Source organism: Neolewinella maritima (assembly GCF_923081025.1).
GTDB lineage: Bacteria > Bacteroidota > Bacteroidia > Chitinophagales > Saprospiraceae > Neolewinella > Neolewinella maritima.
The window spans coordinates 1-15,562 of the sequence record NZ_CAKLPZ010000001.1 but is presented as its reverse complement, the minus strand read 5'-3'; the positions used below and the strand labels follow the sequence as shown (position 1 = coordinate 15,562).

The 15,562-nt window shown below is 57.0% G+C and carries 16 protein-coding genes; 1 reads left to right on the top strand and 15 read right to left on the bottom strand.

The window, feature by feature from the left end; translation table 11 throughout:
• Positions 1-3 precede the first annotated feature (3 nt).
• The 10 genes from MJQ68_RS00075 to MJQ68_RS00030 form a co-directional block, all read right to left on the bottom strand.
• The gene (locus tag MJQ68_RS00075) at positions 4-1,014 is read right to left on the bottom strand and encodes a hypothetical protein (RefSeq protein WP_238748924.1); all 1,011 of its coding nucleotides are present in this window, start codon (positions 1,012-1,014) and stop codon (positions 4-6) included.
• Between the two features lie 126 nt (positions 1,015-1,140).
• Positions 1,141-1,812, bottom strand: coding sequence for a hypothetical protein (locus MJQ68_RS00070; RefSeq protein ID WP_238748923.1), 672 nt, complete (start codon positions 1,810-1,812; stop codon positions 1,141-1,143).
• 123 nt (positions 1,813-1,935) lie between these two features.
• Positions 1,936-3,330, bottom strand: coding sequence for a tetratricopeptide repeat protein (locus tag MJQ68_RS00065; protein WP_238748922.1), 1,395 nt, complete (start codon positions 3,328-3,330; stop codon positions 1,936-1,938).
• 6 nt (positions 3,331-3,336) lie between these two features.
• Positions 3,337-4,722 (bottom strand): hypothetical protein, encoded by a 1,386-nt coding sequence (locus MJQ68_RS00060; protein WP_238748921.1) that lies wholly within the window; start codon positions 4,720-4,722, stop codon positions 3,337-3,339.
• Complete coding sequence (locus MJQ68_RS00055; RefSeq protein ID WP_238748920.1) at positions 4,712-5,455, bottom strand: type III pantothenate kinase; 744 nt, start codon at positions 5,453-5,455, stop codon at positions 4,712-4,714. The genes MJQ68_RS00060 and MJQ68_RS00055 overlap by 11 nt, the downstream gene beginning before the upstream one ends.
• 81 nt (positions 5,456-5,536) lie before the next feature.
• Positions 5,537-7,063 carry a bifunctional phosphoribosylaminoimidazolecarboxamide formyltransferase/IMP cyclohydrolase gene (purH, locus tag MJQ68_RS00050; protein ID WP_238748919.1) on the bottom strand — a complete coding sequence of 509 codons (1,527 nt, stop codon included), beginning with the start codon at positions 7,061-7,063 and terminating at the stop codon, positions 5,537-5,539.
• A gap of 150 nt (positions 7,064-7,213) precedes the next feature.
• Positions 7,214-8,140 carry a hypothetical protein gene (locus MJQ68_RS00045; RefSeq protein WP_238748918.1) on the bottom strand — a complete coding sequence of 309 codons (927 nt, stop codon included), beginning with the start codon at positions 8,138-8,140 and terminating at the stop codon, positions 7,214-7,216.
• A 56-nt stretch (positions 8,141-8,196) separates the two neighbouring features.
• A complete protein-coding gene (locus MJQ68_RS00040) occupies positions 8,197-9,831 on the bottom strand; it encodes an ABC-F family ATP-binding cassette domain-containing protein (protein ID WP_238748917.1) in 1,635 nt (544 codons plus the stop codon).
• A 723-nt stretch (positions 9,832-10,554) separates the two neighbouring features.
• Entirely contained in the window at positions 10,555-10,998 is a 444-nt protein-coding gene (locus MJQ68_RS00035; RefSeq protein WP_238748916.1) for a GNAT family N-acetyltransferase, read from the bottom strand.
• Between the two features lies 1 nt (position 10,999).
• Complete coding sequence (locus tag MJQ68_RS00030; protein WP_238748915.1) at positions 11,000-11,491, bottom strand: SRPBCC family protein; 492 nt, start codon at positions 11,489-11,491, stop codon at positions 11,000-11,002.
• A gap of 238 nt (positions 11,492-11,729) precedes the next feature.
• Between MJQ68_RS00030 and MJQ68_RS00025 the strand changes: the two genes are divergently transcribed.
• Positions 11,730-12,164, top strand: coding sequence for a cold-shock protein (locus MJQ68_RS00025; RefSeq protein ID WP_238748914.1), 435 nt, complete (start codon positions 11,730-11,732; stop codon positions 12,162-12,164).
• A gap of 102 nt (positions 12,165-12,266) precedes the next feature.
• On the opposite strand, the gene MJQ68_RS00020 is transcribed toward MJQ68_RS00025, so the two are convergent.
• From MJQ68_RS00020 to MJQ68_RS00005, 5 genes are all read right to left on the bottom strand, one after another.
• Entirely contained in the window at positions 12,267-12,461 is a 195-nt protein-coding gene (locus MJQ68_RS00020) for a cold-shock protein (RefSeq protein ID WP_238748913.1), read from the bottom strand.
• Between the two features lie 346 nt (positions 12,462-12,807).
• Positions 12,808-12,963 carry a hypothetical protein gene (locus tag MJQ68_RS00015; protein WP_238748912.1) on the bottom strand — a complete coding sequence of 52 codons (156 nt, stop codon included), beginning with the start codon at positions 12,961-12,963 and terminating at the stop codon, positions 12,808-12,810.
• Positions 12,964-13,137: 174 nt separating this feature from the next.
• Positions 13,138-13,356, bottom strand: a complete 219-nt coding sequence (locus MJQ68_RS17975; RefSeq protein WP_406612595.1) for a PIN domain-containing protein — start codon at positions 13,354-13,356, stop codon at positions 13,138-13,140.
• Positions 13,356-13,577, bottom strand: a complete 222-nt coding sequence (locus tag MJQ68_RS00010; RefSeq protein WP_238748911.1) for a hypothetical protein — start codon at positions 13,575-13,577, stop codon at positions 13,356-13,358. The genes MJQ68_RS17975 and MJQ68_RS00010 overlap by 1 nt, the downstream gene beginning before the upstream one ends.
• Positions 13,578-14,262: 685 nt before the next feature.
• Positions 14,263-15,213 (bottom strand): MrcB family domain-containing protein, encoded by a 951-nt coding sequence (locus MJQ68_RS00005; RefSeq protein WP_238748910.1) that lies wholly within the window; start codon positions 15,211-15,213, stop codon positions 14,263-14,265.
• Positions 15,214-15,562 lie beyond the last annotated feature (349 nt).

The window sequence follows — 15,562 nt, the reverse complement described above, 5'->3', positions numbered from 1 at the left end:
GCGTTATTTAAAGAAAGAGTCGTACTGGTTGTTGCTGCCCGTCTGCCGCTGCCGCTCCGGCACGGGGGCGTCCAGGTCGAGCACGTCGGTATCGCTGTTGGCCTGCAGCAGGAGGGTGGATTTTTCCTCGCCCAGGAGCAGGCTGTTGGATTCCTTTTCCCACTGCTCGAGCATATTGAGGCCTTCCTCTTCGAAGACGCCGTTCTGCAGGTCTACCGAATCCATGAAGTTGGCGGACACTTCCATGAAGCGTTCCATCTCGCCGACCTTGTTGGCCACGTCTTCGGTGATGCTCTCCATGGCCATATCGAACATGGCCCGCTGGTCGGGATCGCCCTGGATCACGCTCATGGCCGACTTCATCGCGCCGTGGCTGGCGTGGATCGCCTTGCGTTCCTGCTCCTTGACCATCACCTGATCCTGAATATCCTCGGCCAGGATGGAGCTGTTCTCGTACATCTTGGTGAGCACCCGGTAGAGCACTTCCATCTTTTTGTACAGCTCGTCGAGCCGCACGTTGCTGTCCTTGAGGCGGCCGGCGCGGCGCGACTTCAGGATCATCACGTTGCGCTTATTGGTTTCCTTGGCCTTACCGGCGATCTTGAGGTTGGAGCTGATCTCGCGCTCGTTGTTCACGATCACTTCCTTGAGCTTGTGCATCTGGGCCCGGAGCTGACTGATCTGCTTATTCATCTTACGCAGATTGCCCTGCAGCTCGTCGACGTAGGTCTTGAGGATACCGATGGGGTCGATCTGCACGAACATGCCGGTGATGGCCCGCATCACGGACTTGTACATATAGAAGACCAGGTTGCGCATCTTGGGGTCCAGCACCATGTAGATCAGTGCCATCAGGATGAGGCCGGCTACGACCAGCCCGATCGTGGTACCGATGAAGCTCAGGATAGCCGCCCCGAAGGTCACCACCACGTAGCCCAGTATGCCTACCAGGGCCACCAGGAAGAGGAGTCCGGTCACGCCCTCCGGCCGCTGCCAGAAGGATTTTGGTTTCATCTGTGTTCCATCCATGTCTATATCATTTTTAGGGGCCGTCAGCAAATATAACTAATGGCCTGTCCCTATAAAGCCCTGCTTGCGTCGCAAGTTTGCCCACCTCGACCAGCATCCCGAATTTATCGACTATTTCAGGTATTGCCGCATTTTCTCGATATCGGCCGTGATGCTACCCGTGATGGTGTCGTACGTTTTGCGGAAGTCGGCCGCCGTAGCCTGGATCTTTTGCCGGCTCTCCCCGATCGTCTGCTGTAGCTGCTGCTGCCGCGTCCTGGTCTTAGCGATCTGCTCCTGCAGGGCCGCGATCTTGGCCTCCTGCTCGCTCACCAGCGCATCCAGCCGCTTGAGTTCGTTCTGCTTGCTGCCCACCTGATCGTCCTGCTGCTTCTGCACGGCGGCGGTGAACTTGTCCTGCTCCGTCTTTAGGGCCTGCAGGTAGTGGGCGGCCGATTCGGTGAGCTGCTGCGGCGTCACGCCCATACTCTGGGCGGCGGCGTAGGCGGTCTGGAAGCGCATCGCCTCGTCGAAGTTCATCTTCTGCAGGTTCTGTAGCGACTTCTTGTACTCCAGGTAGTCGAAGCCCGGCAGGTTGGCCCGCTCCATGGCCTGCAGCAGCGCATCCTCGAATTTACCGGATACCCTACCCGTCACGGGGGCGGCGGCGGAGGAGGAGGCAGCGGGCGGGGCCGCCGGTGCGGAGGTGGTGGATTTGGGCTGTTTATCCGGCAACTTTGTTTTAGTACCGGCGCCTTTGCCCGGTTCCTCGACGATGAAGTAGCCCTTTAGATTTTTCCACATGGTGCTTGAATCAGCGCATCAAGGTAAGCTACTTTGTAAACACTAAGGGCGAGGCGTGGCACGACAAAGGCCCGCCCGACGTACTGTCGAGCGGGCCTTCACCGTGCAATTGCTTACTGTGCCTTAGAAGCGCAGTGTAACGGTCTCACCGATACCACAGCCTACGCTTACGCGGTCTCCTTCCTTCATGCTGCGCGAGAAGGCCTCGGAGCGGATGGGCATGGAGTTGCGGTAGTTGCCGATGCGGCGGTTGGCGTCACCGGCTACGTCGCCGTCGATGCTCTTGGCGTAGTTGTACTTGTCGATGGCGGCGAGCACGGCCAGGCGCTGGTCCCAGGCGTCACCGCAGTTGCTGCTCATGCGGCCGTAGAGGTCACCGATGAGGATGTAGGGCTTGCCCCAGCCGGGCTTGAGTTCGGCGGCGCGGTTGGCGCTGGCACGGGCCGAGCTGTACTGTCCGAGCTTAGCGAGTTGGATCTGGGCGATCTGGTAGTAGGCCTGGGCCTTCTTCTCGTTGTCGTCGGTGGCTTCGATGCCGCGCTCGTAGGCCTGTACGGCTTCGTTGTACTTGCCTTCGTTGTACAGCTCGCTGCCCTCGTAGAGGGGGTTCATGCGGCGGCGCTCGGCTTCGTACTCTTCGGACTTCTCGGCGTAGAGCTCGTCGTACATAGTCTGTACGCGGGCTACGTCGGCATCGGTCGAGTCACAGCCCTGGGCCTTCAGCTTGGTGACGATGTACTTCAGGATGTTGATACTGTCCTTGTTCTCCTCCACTTTGGGGAGCAGCAGCCCCTTGAAGTAGTCGCAGTCGAAGATCTCGTCGGCGAACTCCAGTACATCGGCTTCGAGGTTGTCCTTGCCGGCCTGGTAGTAGGGGGCGTAGGTCTCGTTGTTCTCGATATTGTAGTCGGCTACCTTGGCGGCCTTGTCGTACAGCTCCCGCACGCGGGTGTTGTCAATGGCTTTTTCCTTGAAGTAGTAGTTGAGCAGCTTACCCAGGGGGGCCAGTACTACGTACTCCGTGTCGTTGCCGCCTTCGTCGATGGCCTTTTCGATGGTGCTCATGGCATCCTCGCTGTAACCGGCCAGGTAGAACATATCTGATCCCTTACGGCCCAGCAGGTAGGCTTCGTACTTGGGGTAGCACTCCAGCTCCTGGTCGTAGAGGCTGAAGATCATGTCGGTGTACTCCTGCTTCTTGGCCTCATCGGTGGCCTTTTCGCGCATCGCCTTGTAGAACATACGACCGTCGCGGTAGTGGAAGGGGCGGTTGCCATCGGCCGCGGGGGCGATGTCGTAGGCGGTCTTCCAGTTCTTGAAGGCGTCGTTGAACTCTCCGTCGGGGAGGGCCGCCAGGTCTTCGGCCGTTTTGCCTTTGACGAAGTTGCGGTACGCGACGTGCGCGTTCTCGGCAGCTTCTTTCTGGGGCGAATCTACCCAGGTGACACACTGGGCCGTCGCCAGGGCGCTGGAGCCGCAAAATGCAAGCAGCAGAGCTAGGGTGCGAAGGATATACATATTGATTTAATTGAGTTTGCGTTTAAAGAACCAGGAGTTGTCGTTGAGCGAAAATCCTAGCGTAAATTGTACATAGGTCTCATCTAGCACGTCGGGGACCCCAAATTTACCGTATTCCACGGCAAGGTCAAGGAAAGATACCTGTTGGCGGGGTAACCGGATGGGCAGGCCCACCCCTACTGTAACCGCGTTGCGGCGCGCCTGTTCTCCGCCGATGGTGCGGGGATCATCCTCCAGCCGCACCCCCGCCCGGTAGCGCACGCGCTTCCAGTAACGGTTGTAGGAGCCGATATTGGGGATGTACTGAATACCGGCGGCCAGGCGGGTGACGTCAGCCAGCGTCTCCGGCTGCGCATCGTTGGTGTAGTTGCCGTAGCGCTGCTGCCCGTACTCCACCCCGACGTATAGCCGGTTGACGTCCTCGAAGGCCAGACCAAAGTTATAGCTCGCGGGTAGATCGGCGCTGCCCTCCAGTCCGTCCTCGGACCGCAGCGTATCCTGGATCACGACGGTCCCTACCGGACTGAAGCGCCGCGAAAGCAGGTTAGCCTCGGTATTTACGTTAGCCCCCAGCACGCCGTTGACGCCCAGGATGATCCGCTTGCCACTGGCTACCTTCTGCCCTGTCTCGTTGACTTCGGTGAAGTTGAAGGCGTACTGCAGTCCGTACCCCAGGTTGAAGCCGCTCAGGCTGAACTCCTCGACGAACTCCGTAGCCAGGGCCTGCGGGATGCTGTCGAAGGCCAGGATCCGGCTGTTGGTGATCTTGCCAAAGTTGTAGTTCACGTTGACACCACCGGACAGGCCGCGGTAGCGCAGGGCCGTCGACCAGCTGAAGCGGTACGCCCCGCCCGTACCCTTGAGGCGGTTGGAGGTGGGGCCCAGTTCGCTGTCCGTATTGCCCTGCAGCTCCAGGTCGTAACCGACCAGGGTAGTGGGCGCCAGGGAGAAGGCCATGCCGCCGTTCCAGGAGTTGAGCTGGCGGTCCAGGTTCAGGTTGATGGGGTTGCGCAGCGGAAAGCCGAGCGCGATGTAGCGGATGTTACCCTGCCAGCTGTTGGCGCTGCCATTGACGTCGGACAGCTCCGAATTGCGGGCGTACAGACCGATCTCGAAGCTGGTCGCCTGCAGACTGGCCAGACTGGCGGGGTTGAGCAGGTTCAGGTGGAAGGCGTCCTGGTAGGTGGACCGCAGTCCGCCCATACCGGCCTGTGCGGCGTGGAACTGGTCGATGGGGTCGCCGAGTCCGAAGCGGCTCAGCGGGCTGTTCTGCTTGGGGCGGATCTCGGTGAAGTCAGTGCTGGTCACCTGCTGCGCCATCACACCGGCCGAGGACAGGAAGCCCAGGAGCAGCAGAAGGAACGGTGAGGGAGTGTAACGCTTAACTGACATAAGTTGACAAGATTTGATGGAGCCCGCTGAGGACCAAATGGGGTCGGTGTAACACCGGTAGCGAAAAAGCGGAAAGTAGCAGCGGCGCATCGCCGCCCGTCAGCACGAGCTGCAGGTCGGGGTGTGCGTCGAGCAAGCGGCGGTACAGCCCCTCGATCTCGTACACCACGCCCAGCTGACCACCGTGCCGTAGGGCCTGCTCCGTAGAGCGTCCTACCGCACCTGCGATCCCGCCCCCCTGTACCAAGGGGAGCCGGGCCGTGCGTTCGTGCATGGCCGTGAGCCGCATCGTTACGCCCGGACTGATGTTGCCGCCCAGGTAGCGGTCGTGCCGGTCCATAAGATCCAGCGTGACGCAGCTACCGGCGTCGACCACCAGTCGGGCAGTGTGCATGTGGCCCAGGGTACCGGCCAGTGCGGCGATGCGGTCCTGCCCCAGCGTATCCGGCGTAGTGTAGTCGGAGGCGAACGGGAGGGGCTGGCTGCGATCGAGCGCAAAGACGCCGATACCGGCTGCTTTCCATTTTTCCAGCCACCGTTGGTTCGGCACGTTTGCCACGGTAGCATAGAGGATGTTACGTACCCCAAGGTTGGTTACCCGCTCGTCCAGTGCCGACCAGTCATCGCCCGCTAGGCGAAGGACCGGAGGCCGCAGTTCATCGCCAAGGAAGCAGGCGGCCTTGAGGCCGGAATTTCCGATGTCGATGACCAGGTGTGGAGCGGGCTCCCTCATCTTAAAGTCGGGTATAAGACGCGTGGGTACAGGGTGGGGGTTCTTAAGCGGACGTTAAAGTACCGTCCCTGATTATTCTGCTTAGTGCTTGAAGTGCCGAATGCCCGTAGTAACCATGGCCACATTGCCCGCATTTGCTGCGGCGATGCTGTCCGCATCCCGAATCGAGCCGCCGGGCTGCACCACGGCGGTGATACCGGCCTCGGCCGCGATCTCGACGCAGTCGCTGAAGGGGAAGAAGGCATCGGAGGCCATCACGGAGCCGGCCACCTCGAAGCCGAAGTTCTTGGCCTTGTTGATGGCCTGGCGCAGGGCGTCTACGCGGCTGGTCTGTCCACAGCCCATACCGATGAGCTGGTTGTTGCAGACCAGGGCGATGGTATTCGACTTGAGGTGCTTGGCGCACTTACCGGCAAAGACCAGGTCGGCGGTCTCGGTGCCGGTGGGCTGGCGTTCGGTGGCGATCTCGAACTGGTCGGCACCTTCGGTCTTCAGGTCGGTGTCCTGCACGATCACGCCATTGAGCAGACTCTTGAAGCTCAGGGGCTGCTGCTGCAGGTGGTGGTACTGCAGGAGCACGCGCTTCTTTTTCTTGCTCAGCAGCTCCAGGGCCGAGTCGGTAAAGTCGGGGGCGATGAGCACCTCGTAGAACAGCTTATCGATCTCCTGAGCGGTAGATACATCGAGCGGCCGGTTGGTGATCAGGATGCCACCGAAGGCCGATACGGGATCGCCGGCCAGGGCGGCCTTCCAGGCTTCGAGCTGGGTGGGCCGTACGGCTACGCCGCAGGCATTGGTGTGCTTGAGAATAATGAAGGTGGGGTCCGCTTCTTCGAACTCCTTCATCAGTCCTACCGCCGCGTCGATGTCCACCAGGTTGTTGAAGCTCAGTTCCTTGCCGTTGAGCTTGGTGAACATCTCGCTGAGCCGGCCGTAGAAGGTGGCTTCCTGGTGGGGGTTCTCGCCGTAGCGCAGGGGATTGGCCTTCATTTCGCTCCGCTTGAAGACGGGCAGCTCGCCGTCCTCGTTGAAGTAGCTGAAGATGGCCGTATCGTAGTGGCTGCTGATGGCAAAGGCCCGGCGGGCCAGCTTGCGGCGGTCGGTGAGCTCGCTCACGCCCTCCTGCTTGTCGATGATGTCCTGCAGGGTCGCGTAATCTTCGCGGCTGGGCACGATCAACACATCGCGGTAGTTCTTGGCTGCGGCGCGGATCAGGGCGATACCCCCGATATCGATCTTTTCGATGATGAGGTCTTCCTCTTCGGTGTTGGCTACGGTCTCCTCGAAGGGGTAGAGGTCGACCACGACCAGGTCGATCTGGGGGATCTCCAGCTGATCGAGTTGCAGCAGGTGCTCCTCCTCGCGCCTGGCCAGGATACCGCCGTGCACCTTGGGGTGCAGGGTCTTGACCCGGCCGTCGAGGATGGAGGGGTAGCCCGTGAGCTCTTCCACGGGCACCACGTCGATACCGCGGTCGCGGATGAAGGTTTCGGTGCCTCCGGTACTGTAGATCGTGACGCCCAGTTTGGCCAGTCCGTCCACAATGGGGCCGAGGCCTTCCTTGTGATAAACGGATACCAGGGCGGAGTTGATTTTCCGTGCGGTCATACGCGAGGGGTGCGTCCCGGCCGTTCCGGGACTGGTTGGTTTAAGGGGCGCAAAGATACGCATATTTGTAGCGGGGTGTAAAATGCACCGAGGCACGCTAAAGGCTCAGGTCGAGCGGCCTCCGGTCCGAGATGTCTGGCTATGAAGTAGCTACCCCACTTTGTGCGGGGGTGGTGTGCTCGGACCGGAGGCCACTCGACCTTTTATTCCCAGGATCCAGCCTTCGTGTTGCGTGACCCGGTTATGGACTCCCACATCCTCCCCCCACGGCCGTTCTAGTAGGCTGCGAAGCTCGCCCGCCGCCTGCCGCTCCCGCAGCCACGCCACGTAGCTCCGCACCTGCTCGCGGTCGGGGATCGCATCGCGTTTGGGGAGGGGCAGGAGGCTGGGGTAGATCTCCGCGTGCAGAATGTGCGCACCCGCGGCCCCGCCCTCGAATGGCCAGACGCGCGACACCCGCCGCAGCTGCGCATGATCGCGCAGACGCAGCAGGTAGGGGATACCGAGGAGCGTCTGACTGCCCACGCTACCCGTATACGCCAGCTTCCAGGCGGGCTGCATGCGGGGGTGCAGGGTCTCGACCAATCGGCGCTCGGGGAGCGAGTGGTGCCCGGCTTGCACGGGGTAGCGAAAGGTGCGGGTACTATGCAGGTGGGCACTGCGCTGCCCAGCCGGTACACCCCAGAACGGACCGGCCGGGGCACCCACTTGCTCGTTGAGTAGTGCGCCTACGGCAAAGCGGTTACTGCGGTTGTCCGCCGTGTCCTCTACCAGGCCAGTGATGTGTTTCCAGACGGCGCGCCAGGCGGGTGTCCCCTCCAGTCCCAGTGCCGCAGCGAAGCCTTCCGGGTAGCCGAAGGAGAAATCCCAGCCGACCAGTACCCGCTCATGGCGCAGCTCGATCAGTCGCTGCTCCAGGTAGGCGGCGCAGGCGTGGCGGGTACGGAAGTAGTGGGTACGGGCGGGGCCGCAGGTTGCGGATTCGGCTACCCAGATAGCGTCTTTAGTCGGCCGGGCAGGGCTAGGCTGGTTTCTGGCCGACCAGTCTATGGCTATATAGTGGGTGTAGTTAAACACGGATTACAAAAAGAATCTGTGCAAAATCCGTGAAGTAGATCTGCGTACATCCGTGTTTAAACCGCCATCTCATAAATCCCCTCCCGCTTAGTCTCCACCTCCGCAGACTCCAGGAAATCCTCATACGTAAGCAGGGAATCGATCATGCCGCCGGGGCCGATCTCGATGATGCGGTTGGCGACCGTATTCGTCAGCTCGTGGTCGTGGCTGCTCATGATGAGGTTGCCCTTGAAGTCCTTGAGCGCGTTGTTGAGCGCCGTGATGGACTCCAGGTCGAGGTGGTTGGTGGGCTCGTCGAGCAGTAGGAAGTTGGGGTGGTTAAGCATGGCCTTGGACATCATGCAGCGCACCTTCTCGCCCCCACTCAGGACGCTCACGTTCTTGTGCACCTCCTCGCCGCCGAAGAGCATACGGCCCAGGAAGCCGCGGATGAACTGCTCGTCCTTGTTCTGGGAGTACTGCCGTAGCCACTCGACCAGGTCGAGCTGACCGACCTGCTCGGTGAAGTAGTCGTTGTTCTCGTTGGGCAGGTACTGGGGGGTGATGGTCTGTCCCCACTCGAGGCTGCCGCTGTCGGGCTCGGTGATGCCGGCCAGCACCTCGTAGAAGGCGGTGAGGGCGGCGGAGTCCATGCTCACCAGGGCGATCTTATCCGGGCTGTTCATGGTGAAGTTGATGCCCGAGAAGAGCAGGGAGCCGTCGATGGACTTCTTGCTCAGGTTGGTCACCTTGAGGATCTGGTCGCCGGGCTCGCGCTCGGGCTGGAAGGCGATGAAGGGGTAACGGCGGCTACTGGGCTTGATCTCCTCCAGGTTGAGCTTCTCGAGGGCCTTCTTACGGCTGGTGGCCTGCTTGGACTTACTGGCGTTAGCCGAGAAGCGCTGGATGAACTCCATCATTTCGGCCCGCTTGGTCTCCATTTTCTTGTTCTTGTTCTGAGCCTGCTGGGTGGCGAGCTGGCTGGACTGGTACCAGAACGAGTAGTTGCCGGTATAGATCGTAGCCTGCTGGCGGTCGATATCGACGATGTGGGTACAGACCATATCCAGGAAGTAGCGGTCGTGACTCACCACGATCACCGTATTGGGAAAGCTGGCGAGGAAGTCGGCCAGCCAGTGCACGGTGGGCGCGTCCAGGTCGTTCGTAGGCTCATCGAGCAGCAGGATGTCGGGGTTGCCGAACAGGGCCTGGGCCAGGAGCACCTTCACCTTCTCGGGTCCGGTAAGCTCGCCCATCTCCTTATAGTGCAGGTCTTCGGCGATGCCCATATTGGACAGCAGCTCGGCGGAGTCGGAGTCGGCCGTCCAGCCCCCCATCTCGCCGTAGGTGTTTTCGAGCTCGGCGGCGCGCATGCCGTCGGCGTCGGTGGCCTCGGGGTTCATGTAGATGGCGTTCTTCTCCTGCTCCATGGCGTAGAGTTCCTCGTGGCCCATCTTCACTACTTCCAGTACCACCTTGTCTTCGTAGCCGAAGTGGTTCTGGCTCAGTACGGCCATGCGGTTGCCGGGCTCCATGCTGGCATTGCCGCGGTTGGGCACCAGCTCGCCGGAGAGCACCTTGAGGAAGGTCGACTTACCCGCTCCGTTGGCGCCGATGATGCCGTAGCAGTTGCCGCGCACGAAGTTCAGGTTCACTTCATTGAACAAGACGCGCTTGCCGAACTGTACGGTGAGGTCGTTGACTGATAGCATGGCTTAGATTTTTAGGGGGCGCAAAGATACGGCTACCAACTGGTGGAGCGGAACGGTACGCAGCTACCTCCCGCTAGCGGTTGTACGTAGCTGCCTCCGGCAGCGAGATCTTCGGAGCGGTAAGGAGGGCGCTTACATCATTCAGCGCGTCGGGATGCACGAGTCGAACGTCAGTGAAACTGCTTGGTACCTGCGGCCGCGCTCGTCGTGGGAGGTGCATTGTAGGTGCGGGGGCCCAATAGATATTGGGGGTGCGGAGGGGATACCGCTAATTGAGAAGGCCCCGCAGTATCGCTACAGGGCCTACTACTTTTACTATGTGGAACGCTTACTTTTTGCCGCCCTTAGTATTCCCGCCCTTCGGGGCTGGAGGGTTGTTTCCGCGACCACCACCGGAAGGTTTGCCCAGATTCTTGGAAGGTGCATTATGGGGAGTCTTAGCCATCGAATAGGATATTGCGCTACTCAGCCAAAGCGGGTAGCAGGTGATAGAATACCCTTACAACCCAATTAGGCGCTTTACCCATGTGACAAGATATAGGTTTAACACTAATGTGTATCGCTGGGTAAAATGTAGAAATTCTTACTTGCTATTTCACTCCCATTGACCCGCCCAGGCCGCGCCTGGAAGGCACGAACCGGAGGGGCGGCATGCAGTTCCTGCCGATTCTTGACTGGTGAACGTGGGCCGGCCGGCTGGGCTAGACCCCGTTACATATATGCTTAGGTGGGACTGGCATAGCGGAACGTACCGTCCTCACTCACCTCGATGACCCGCCAGCCGTTGGCATGGAAGAAGCGTCGGGCGATCTGATTGGTGGGTAGCACAAAAGCGATCCAGCCATTCTGCACAGCAAGCGGATGAATCTGGTGCAACTCCCGGAGCAAGAGTGCACCGATACCCTGCCGGTGATAGCGCGGATGTACCGCAAGGTTAGTGATGTAAGGTACGGGATGCCCAGCGACGGGCAGCTGGATACCTATTACCCCGACCAGTTCTTCCTGGCGGTAGACGGCGTACTCCCTCCCCTGCGTATCGGTGCACACGTACTGTAACCATTCTTCATCCATAGGTCCCAGGGCGGCATTCAGACGCTCGTCGGCAAACCAGGATTTATACTCCGGGTAGTGCGCTGGGGTGAAGGGGGTGAAGCGGAGGGTGGCCATGCTAATCACTTACCGGTTTGGCTTCCAATATATCTCGCCAGTCCCCCGACTCTGCGTAGTCCTTAATGACCTTATTTCTACGCCTGAGCAAGTGGGTCATGTACGCGTTGAGAAAGATACGGTCGGCCAGCCTTCCCAGAACTCCGAGCGGGGAGGTATAGTCGAATACATCCTGCATAAGCGTGCCTTCCCGTAGCGCAACAAACCGGTGCGTATGGTGAAAGGACCGGAAAACACCCTCCTGCATCTCATCGACGAAGTAGTGCGGCCGATCATACGCGGTCACCATCGCCATAAGTCGCTGCTTAACGCCAAAGTGCCGGGCTTCCCAGGTGACCGACTCGCCCATACCGATCAGTCCGGACGTGACGCCGGCCACGGCGCGCTCGCTGGTCTGCTGCGTGGAGATAGTATGCAGGTCGATACTCCGGGCCAAATCAAACACCGTAGCGGGAGACTCACGGATCAGCGTTTCAAGACGAATAACGGGCATAGGATAAGTAGTGCTAAATGCTAGTTGCGCGATAGAGATCAACAGTTATAGTTCCCATTATCCACAAGCTAGCGGGTTACCTCCCCTCGCCTCTGGAGAGGGGCCGGGGGAGAGGATAACACCAGCCCAAACCACAACTTCCCCGGGCCATACCGGTTACACAACACTAGAACACGGCAGTACGGGAGGCATGCGCAGCGTAAGTACCCCTGCGGCATTTATCACTTAAGTAGTCACAATGGCAGATAGTTTTAACAAGAAAGAACGGGAGAAGAAGCGGCAAAAGCGGAAAAGAGACAAGGCGCACAAGCGCGAGCAGCGTAACCTCAGCACCACCAAGCCCCCCGAGTTTATGTACGTAGGGGAAGACGGTAACCTGACCACCGAGCCGCCAGATCTGACCAAGAAAAAGATCGTAACCCTCGACGAGATCGACATCAGTACCCGCAAGTCGGAAAAGTCGTCGGAGTCGAAATTCGTCAAGGCCGGCGTGGTCAAGTTCTTTAATACCGAGAAGGGCTACGGCTTCATCGTAGACAACGAGAGCGGCGAGAGCTACTTCGTGCACATGGACAACCTGGACGGCCCCATCAAGGACGGCGATCGCGTAAGCTTCGAAACCGGCAAGGGACCCAAGGGACCGATCGCCGTATCGGTCAAGGTGATGCCCTAGGCACACTCCCCCGCCCCTTGGCGGTATGAACATACCGGATACAGGAAAGGCCCGTCAAGCAAGTTGACGGGCCTTTCCTGGTTTATAGGTGCGGTAGCTCGCTTACGTCAGGCTGACGTTCACGGCGTTGAGGCCTTTCTTGCCTTCCTCCACTTCGAACGAGACCTTGTCTCCTTCGTTGATGGTAGCGCCGTCGAGGTCGTTAGCGTGGACGAAGATGTCCTTCCCACCATCGTCTGGTGTGATGAATCCGAATCCTTTGCTCTGGTTAAAAAATTTGACTGTTCCGTTGCTCATCGTAGAGTTGGGTAAATTGTAACGAGGCGAGATAATAGCGTACCATCTCTACCAAGCCACAAGGTACGCCCTCTTTTAGTGGCATGGCGGATTATCTTTTTTCCGGCGCTCCCGTATAGGCCCCCGACGAGTACGTCAGCTCGTAGCTGTGGGTGTAAATCTCGGAGGTGGTCCACTCGTCTCCGTCGACCTCGGCACGCTGTGGCCAAGGTGGGAGAAGCTTTGGGGTGGGGGGTTGCTTTGGGCGGGGTCGCTGGTGCGGGGTCTTGATCAAACGCTACTTAACCGCTGGTCTCACGATACGCCGTTGACCATAGTACATTCGAATCTACGACAACGGTGCGCCTCATTGAGGAAGATCCTCAAAACCCGCGACACCCTCAAAGCGATCGCGATTCTTGGTCCACCATCCAGACTTGCTCTCTAAAGCAAGCTTATCGATCTGGTCCTGAGTTACTTTACTACCGCTGCCTGCCTGGACATAAGTCAGGTAGTCGAGCATGTTCTGTATGTACTCTGCCGATAAGTCTAGTGGCAGCTTAATTACTATCGCTTCACTCATTCTTTCCAAGATTTATGAACAGATCTCTATAGCGTGACCATCGCTACCCCCCGATTATCAGCCTTAGAAAGTCCATTGTATTTATTACCCTCATCCGCGGAAAATCAATTCTCTTCAGTACCCCAAAATGACGGTCATCGGTGACGATGTACCGCGCATTACGTTGAAGGCACAATTTGTGCGCTGCTCCAAAATTTCGGCATACTCCGTCAGAATTTCATTCGACAGCAGCAGGGTGAGCCGTCCCCCAATACGTGCATCGAAGATCGGACGGTACTTTGATCGCCGACCAATACTTACCAGTAGCGAGTTGGTATCAATAACTACCCGCACTAGGTCTGCTTACCGCTAGCAGAGTCGGTCAACCACGCATCCATCGTCTCATCGGACCATGACTTGTTTTCCCATAGCTCGTCCATGGCGTCACTTGCGCGATCGGCAAAGAAAGCAGCCAGCATCCGGCGCAGTTTTAGCAAATCTGCTTCGCTCAGTTCGTGGCTGAACATCTTCATCAGCTCTAATTGTCCATTGTTTAAGGGCTTGTCGAGTACCATGGTGGTAGTGATAAGATCATAGACTGCCTGTAAAACTATCCCACATACTACTTAGTTGCCTATCACTACGAGCGAAGCTTAGTTTGTTAAAGTCGACCTACTGACTGTTCCATAACTATGGACATCCACTGAAACTCCGAGGGAGTTCTAATGAGTAGAGTTTACTGATCAGTAGGCGTCCCTGGGAACAGCTCACAGAATGCTTATGCCCTTTGATCTTCAACTTGTCTAAGCTTCGCTATTCTACCTCAAATGTAGCGGCCTACTCAACAGCTGTATATATCCTGTCTGATTCGCCCTAACTCTTGCTTAAAGTACAGATTCTTCACACCCCGCCTAATGACCAGGTCGATCTTTGCGGCTTTTAATTTCTGGACTAGATTTACAGATTCTTGCGTTCTAGGAAGATCATCCAGCTAGGCTAGTCGGATGGTTTTGGGGAGTTGTAAGGTCATAAACTGGTGATTTACTAGTTGTGGCGAATCTTTTGATAGCGCGCTGATGACTGTCGTGCCAGCAGTGTAGCTCATCTGTTTTTCCTCGTCCAGCGCGGCTTGACGAGCAAGTGGAAGAAGCCCATGCACAACTGGAATCGTATTCTGTGACCATTGGCTATCCTCTATGTTGACCGTTTACGCCTTGATTTATGAACACCTTGACACACTTTATGCAATACTCCCAGCCCTTAGCTTAATGAAGTTGGCGCAGTGTTCGCCGCATAATCTATGATTTCCTTCAAAGCCTTTATATCGCTAGGGTTTTCCGTTCGATGGATCATCCGATGACAATTGGAACAAAGAACTGAGAAATCTAAGTCTGGATCAAGCAAAACCTTTTCACCCTCTAACTCACTAATTGGAATTAGATGATGAGCTTCAATAAACTCTTTACCAAGTTCACCATATTTCTCTAAGAAATTAAACTGGCACACTTGGCACGTATACCCTTTGACTTTTTTGACTTCATCAACCAATTTTTGGTTTCTCTCGATCCTGAAGTGAAGCCGCAAATTGGCAGGATCCTCAGCAAATTCTTTTTCTTCATCTTGATTTGTCGACGTGGTGTCATTATACACTAAATATTCGTACATTTCAAGCATTTCTATTAAATCAATTTGTACTTCACTTAATGATGTATTTCTATTTATATCATAATATTTGGCACATATGTTGCCATGCTCGTAATTTTTTACAGTTGAAGTTTCACCATATAATTCAATTTCTTGGGTGGTAAACCCCTTAGGTAATTCCCCTAGTCGTTTTCTAAAGTCTTCGGCACGCCATCTTAGCACATCGCTAGCTTTTAGATGATGGTATGCCATCACATTAGTGACTCCTTGGTTTAAGGATAGGTAAAAGCCGGACATATCTCGTCGAAATAGAAATACTGGGTAATAACCTTTTTGAGGAGTTACAGTAATTACCTTATCTAGTATTGCTATCCAAGGGCAATGAGTCCAATTTCCTTTTCCTGATGATCCTTTGACAATATATCTATCGTTAAAGTCAATTAGTTCATGTAGAACTTTAGGATAGACCGATCGAAAATTTTTCGCCAACCAGTGTCCAGAGAATTTCTGGGTGGCGGATAATTCATAGTTGTATAAAATTTCCTCGAAGAAAGGTAAAGTAGCCACGATGATGCTTTAAGTTCTTTAATATGGTGGTTAAAAGACTGCGTACTGAAATCGCTGCCCAGGTCCTCGTAGAGCTAGAGTGCATTTTGATTGTCGGCGAACGTTTGCGCCGGCGCAGACCGTCTACCACCGACCATCATCGGGATCTCCACCAGCCTCAGATTACCTTTAAAAACTTCAATGACACCAATCCGCACCCTCGCCGGTTTGTCGCTGGCGCGTTGTTCACGGCCATTAAGCTAAGCATTTGACGGCATTAGTCTGCTGCCGAACTTAGGAGCATGACCCGCGCCCTGACTCGCTTTCTGACTCTTCTGCGCAGCTTCCCTGACCTCACCACGGAGGCCCA